The organism is Priestia sp. 53B2 (assembly GCF_056099005.1).
Window position 1 is genome coordinate 1 of sequence record NZ_JBLZXA010000003.1, and the last position, 5,875, is coordinate 5,875.

Sequence of the window (5,875 nt, forward strand, 5' to 3'; positions counted from 1 at the left end):
TACCCAAAACGAAGTTAGTCATGATCGGCTTGTGCTAGCAATTATACCTGCCGAACCGCCAGTGCAACTGTTCATAGTTTGATATTTACTCATATTTAATTACACACTATTGGGGACTAGTCCCCAAACCCCTAGCCAACCATCCACCCCAAAACGAAGGGGGAGATTAAGTGAACATAAGCTATTTTGTACAAGAGGGAATCTTTTTAATGTTGTAGAATGCTATAACGAGGTGATTAACGCTATGGATAACGGAAATCATGAGGAAACACAAAAATCTTATTGGGCTAAAGACATTGCAGAACTCTTAGATATAACAACGTCTAACTTAAGAAGATGGTCAATTGATTTAGAAAACGGTGGATATTGCTTTTATCGCGATGAACATAATCGACGTGCCTATCTAGAAAAAGACATCATGCCGTTAAAAAAATTGAAGGAATTTCTAGCAAATAACATGAGTAAGAATGACGCCATAAAGGCTGTTGTATCAATGTTTCCGCAGGATATTAACGGCGTGTTCACGATACCCGTTAACGACGATACAGTACGTTTATCCAAGCGTGAATTACAAGAAATTGTCCAAGAGGCTGTAAAGGAAGCAATAGAGGAAGAACGCGAAGCAATGTTTCGAACATTTGAAAACAAGATGAACGATACAATTGAAAAAAGAGATCGTTTGCTAACGCAACACCTTCAATCAACATTAGAAGAACGACGTTTGGAGATTGCGGCTGCTCAAGAAAAAAAGAAGTGGTGGGAGTTTTGGAAGTAATGTAATTTCATGGGGAATAATGTCGGGAATTTACGAATAGATATATAGCATACATAGAGATAAGACCGCCTTATAAACTGATACATAATGGGCGGTCTTTGCTACGTTTATGTTTAAAAATACTTTTGTTAAGATGGTAGACACCACTAGAAAGTATGATTGAATCATATATAACAAAGGAGAAGTCTTCATGAATAAGTTAGCAAAAGATTTAACAGAGACGTTGAAACTATTTTTTTTGATGATAATAGCAGTGAGTACTGCTATTATTGCGTATCGACTGGATGATCTTATTGATTTATTAGCATTACTGGTAAACAAATAATTTGGAGGTCTGTCAACGGTAAATCGCAAGACCGTCAGGTCGAGAATTTAAGGAGTTGATAGACGCACCAGACCAAGACCCTCTTGGCACTCAAACAACCCCGTTTGTTTGACGCCAACTGGCGAGGGAGCCCCCTCAAAAAAGTGAGGGGGTTGGGGGAGTTTTTAGAATGGGGTTAAGGGGAAAAGTTCCCCTTACAGGTGGTGGACAGCGTCCACGGTCTTTAGAAAAAAGGCATCCGTTGAGGATGTCTTTTTTCATTTTGGCGGAGCCAAACACAGGGAGGAACACCGACCGCCACCTCGTAGAGCGCGCTCCCAATTTGATCGAAGATGAAAAATTGGTGTAGTGCGTTACACCAAATCTCAAATTGTGGTATGCTAGACCCAAGTACAGTGGTCGAAATGGGGGATTGAGGGATGGCCAAATATGGGATTATCAGGATGCAAAAGTTCCACAAAGACGCAATAACGGGGATTCAGAAACACAACCAACGAGAAGGCGAGAACAGTAAAAATAAAGACATCGATTCAAACAGAACGATGCTCAACTATGATTTTGTGAATGAGGACAAAATTAAGTACCATAAAGAAATTAAAAAGATGACGGCCACGCGTGTGAAACGAAAAATTCGGAATGACGCGGTCCTGGTGGCAGAGTTTTTTGTTTCAGCCAGTCCAGAATATATGCATGCGATGTCGTCAGACGAGCAGCGAAAATATTTTGAAGCAGCACTGGATCATATCTCGGGGAAGTATGGCCAGCAGAACATTCTATACGCTACGGTACATAACGATGAGTCAACGCCACACATGCACGTGGGTTTTGTGCCCATCACAGAAGATCGGCGCTTGGCGGCGAAAGATTACTTCCATGGCAAAACGAAGATACGTAGAATCCAAGATGACTTTCACAACTACATGAACAAACGTGGCTATGACATTGAGCGTGGCGAGCCAAGTGAGCTGCAGCATAAAAGTGTTCATGAGTTTAAAAAACAAGAACGACAGAAAGAGCTAAACCAGCTGGAACAACTAGTCGCTCATAAGGAAAAAGAGCTTCAACATATGGACAATTTAGTGGAGTTAAAAACAGTACCATCTGTTGAGATACGCAGCGAGAGACGTATTGAAGAGTTATGTAGCCAACCTGTTGAAATAGAGGCGGCCAAGAGTGTCATGGGTTCTAAAGTGAAAGTGGAAGAAGCAGATTTTCATGAGCTTATGAATCTCACAAAAGAGCTGCAGCAAACATTGGCGGCGGAGCATGAGCGTACCCATGCATTGAGTCATCAGGTGGATCGCTACCAAAAGGAAAATAAGGCATTGAAACATGATTTGAAAGAGACCAAGCAAGAATTACAGGTATACGTGGCACATCAAGATGGCGAAGTCGAGAAGGCGAAAAAACAAATGCGCCAGAAGTTGATGTATAATTTTTCAGCTGAACAAAAGGAAAACGTTAAAGATGAGGTTAAGAGAGAACTAGATAAACAATATGAGGCTCATATAAGCTCTCTCAGCGACGATTTAACGATTGAGAAGCAAAAACATGAGAAAACGAAAAAAGAGCTTGTACAGGCAAATAAAGCGAATGATATATTAACGAACATGAATCTCGATTATATAGAGAACTATGTACCAAAAGAGGAGCTTGTTAAAGCCAATAAACAGGTTGATGAATTAAAGAAAGAGAATAAGACTTTAAAAGCTTGGAAGGAAAAAGCGTTGAATTGGATAGATGGACATCTAGAAAGGATGAAGCAGATTTCGTTCTTTCAACATGTTGGTGGGATTCAAAAGAGAAATAATAAGCAAGAACAAGAACTTGAGAGATAAAAAAAGAGACCTCACCTTGTTGGCATTGGAGTGAGGTCTCTTTGCTAAAGAGGAAATGTTGAATATGCCTTTGTTCAACTTGTCGATCCTAACATATGTAAGCAAGAAAGTAAAGCGCTATCATTACCGGTTTATTAGTCTTTTTACCTTGATAAAATGCCCGGAAATTTACAGTAACATGTCTGAAGCAAGACCGTATAATAACAAATGGCTAATGACCAATATGTAGTAAGATATTGGATTATAAAAAAAGCTATCTCATGACTTGAGATAGCTTTTTTTATATAGGTTTTACTATGGAATATATCGGTAGAGAAATTATAGCATATTTTTACCATATATACTATATTTTTCTGCATGAGCATATGTATAAAAGGTAGCCTTTTTATACAACCTTTCATTGTTTTTCCTTCATAGAAAGCCTTTCATATCAAGGATGTATAAAAAGCTGCATAAAACAGAAACAAGGACCTCATCAGAACCCTTTTCCCAATAGGGGTTCTCTTTTTGGTTGTGTTCCGGAAAGAGTGATTATGTTAACTAACTTTGTATAACGTATACATTGAAGCATTGTTCCAAAAGGATGAGTGAATAATAGGTATTTTTTAACTTTTAATAATATTATTAACAACTTAAACTAAAATTTGGTTAATTGAATTTCAATATTTTAGGGGGAGAGAAATGTATATGAAAAGTATATTATTTCGTTTAAGAAGAGTAGTATTATTGGCGGCCATTTGTATAATAGCAGTAACTATTTCTTTTAGTTCACAGGCTAGTGCTGCTTGGTATTTCCAAACCGATAATGCCCGGTGGACAGAGGGTGGTTCCGATGGATATATTCAAGTTAAGTCAGGTCAAATGATTGATATTAAAGTTTTATCTTGTAATAGAGTAAATCATAATAATGATGTTTCAACTCCGATGAATGTTTCTGATTGTGGTCCAGCGTTATCTGCTGAAGTTTGTAACCCTGTAACAGGAAATTGTACTGCAAGATATACTATTGGTTCTGATGGCTTTTTAAGGTTTACGAATATGAAGGGCGCTGGCTATGAAATTTATCTTTATGATTCTTGGTCAAGTTACTATTTTACAGGAGACATTAATTATTCTCCTCATTATTAGAAATTCATTATTTTATATTAGGTGCTTAGAGTCTTAGAATGCTTTCTAGGACCTTTTTTATTTTGAAAAATTTGAGGAATGGATAAGCGATTTTTCGTCTGAGTTTCCTAGAACATTCATTATGTTAACTAAACATGTATAGCATATACAACTTAAAAAAACGAAAAACCAACCTCTGAGTCCTAAAGGTTGGTTTTTCTGCTAAAGAAGAAAGTTAGTTGTAGATGCCTCACGGCGTCTTTAGTAGTTTGTTCAAAGGTTGCAGCAGCTATGCAACCTTTACATAGCAAATTTGCAATATCTTATTGCATGAGTAAAAGAAAAAGCAGGCTTAAGCCTGCTCTTATAGCCTTTAAGGCTATTCTATAGTTAAGAAGTACGTATTAGTTTTTGAGAGGGTTCTTGATGCAAGTTCTGAAACTGTTGAACAGCTTCTGTCATAGATGATGTATTCAGCTTCTTTAAGATACTTTTTCTTTGATTTTTAATCGTGCACTCTTCTTTATGGAGAATGTCTTGTATTTCTGAAATAGAGTGACCATCAATAGCAAGAGCAAAGACTTCTTTTTCTGCTTGAGTAAATTGATTCATAAATACTTTCTCTTTCAGGATTTTGCATTCTTCTTCTACACTCTTCAGTCGAGCAACTTCATCAACTAAATCAGACGCTACACTCAAGATATGTTCAATACCCATTAATAGTTTTTCGCTTTGATCCATGATAAGACCCTCCTATTTTTTGAGGGCAACCCATGTTATAATACTAGTGTCGATTAGTATTATGTTTTTCACACGGGGTGTTTCTCTGCCAGGAGAAATGCCCTTTTTCATTTTATTTAGTTTGGACTTGCTGCTACTCGTTTGAATCACCTCCTTAATTTAGTTATCTTCTTTTTTATCAATCTCGTTATATTGCATTAAAACGTTTAATCTTGAGTTTTTACCGCCTTTGAAAATCTTATCTGGATTGATTTGATAAGTTCCTGCTCTAATCTTTTTTAGAAAGTCTGATTCTTGTAGAGCTTTCATTGTTTCAGCAATGGTAGGCTGAGAAATTCCTATCTTTTGTTCAATTTCTTTATAGGTCATTAAGAACATGTTCTCGCTGTTAAGGTTATCCATTATGAATGTAAGAACTTTAAGTTTCTTATTTCCTATTAAATCAAGGCTTTCAACTACATGGCCTAACCAAATTTTATGGAAATTAGCATCTCGTTCTTCAATGCTTATGACTTCCATTTCTTCAATTTCTCCGGTTTCTGAATTTATGTATTTTTTAGTTCCTACAACTTTTGTTGCTTTTCTTGTTACTCCTTTTTTGCGTTTGTAATTAGACATTTTTTTAACTCCTTTATAGCAAAATAATCCAGTAACTTTTTCTTATTTTGAGTATATAATAAAGAGTCGTTTAAGTAAACACTTAAATTATATTTAAGTAAACACTTAAAAAAATTTAAGTGAACACTTAAAAAAATTTAAGTGAACAAATCACCCACGAACCCTTGATATAACAACGTTTTTCTAACATTCTATCTTTTTTTCACTCTTATCTATAAATATATTTGCTATTTTACATGCAAGGTTCGAGTAGTATTTTTTAAGAAAACCACTTAAAAAATCTCCACTCTTTTCCCCCTGCATTTCAAATTTCGGCAGGTTTGGTTATCTCGCCAAGCCGACCATACCCAAAACGAAGTTAGTCATGATCGGCTTGTGCTAGCAATTATACCTGCCGAACCGCCAGTGCAACTGTTCATAGTTTGATATTTACTCATATTTAATTACACACTATTGGGGACTAGTCCCCAA

6 protein-coding genes are annotated in these 5,875 nt (G+C 36.5%); 4 read left to right on the forward strand and 2 right to left on the reverse strand.

Annotation, left to right across the window (positions count from 1 at the left end; all coding sequences use genetic code 11):
- Window positions 1-244 precede the first annotated feature (244 nt).
- The 4 genes from ACN6NE_RS02520 to ACN6NE_RS02535 all read left to right on the forward strand — a co-directional run bounded on the left by ACN6NE_RS02520 (window position 245) and on the right by ACN6NE_RS02535 (window position 4,066).
- Complete coding sequence (locus ACN6NE_RS02520; RefSeq protein ID WP_474324337.1) at window positions 245-775, forward strand: MerR family transcriptional regulator; 531 nt, start codon at window positions 245-247, stop codon at window positions 773-775.
- Between the two features lie 190 nt (window positions 776-965).
- On the forward strand, window positions 966-1,100 hold the full coding sequence (locus ACN6NE_RS02525) for a hypothetical protein (RefSeq protein WP_474324338.1): 135 nt from the start codon (window positions 966-968) through the stop codon (window positions 1,098-1,100).
- A gap of 419 nt (window positions 1,101-1,519) precedes the next feature.
- Window positions 1,520-2,938, forward strand: coding sequence for a MobV family relaxase (mobV, locus tag ACN6NE_RS02530; protein ID WP_474324339.1), 1,419 nt, complete (start codon window positions 1,520-1,522; stop codon window positions 2,936-2,938).
- Between the two features lie 687 nt (window positions 2,939-3,625).
- Window positions 3,626-4,066, forward strand: coding sequence for a hypothetical protein (locus tag ACN6NE_RS02535; RefSeq protein WP_474324341.1), 441 nt, complete (start codon window positions 3,626-3,628; stop codon window positions 4,064-4,066).
- Between the two features lie 369 nt (window positions 4,067-4,435).
- Here the strand turns inward: ACN6NE_RS02535 and ACN6NE_RS02540 are convergent, their stop codons facing one another.
- Window positions 4,436-4,786: a helix-turn-helix transcriptional regulator gene (locus ACN6NE_RS02540; protein WP_474324342.1), complete on the reverse strand. Its 351-nt coding sequence runs from the start codon at window positions 4,784-4,786 to the stop codon at window positions 4,436-4,438.
- 159 nt (window positions 4,787-4,945) lie between these two features.
- Window positions 4,946-5,404, reverse strand: coding sequence for a replication/maintenance protein RepL (locus ACN6NE_RS02545; protein WP_474324344.1), 459 nt, complete (start codon window positions 5,402-5,404; stop codon window positions 4,946-4,948).
- Window positions 5,405-5,875 lie beyond the last annotated feature (471 nt).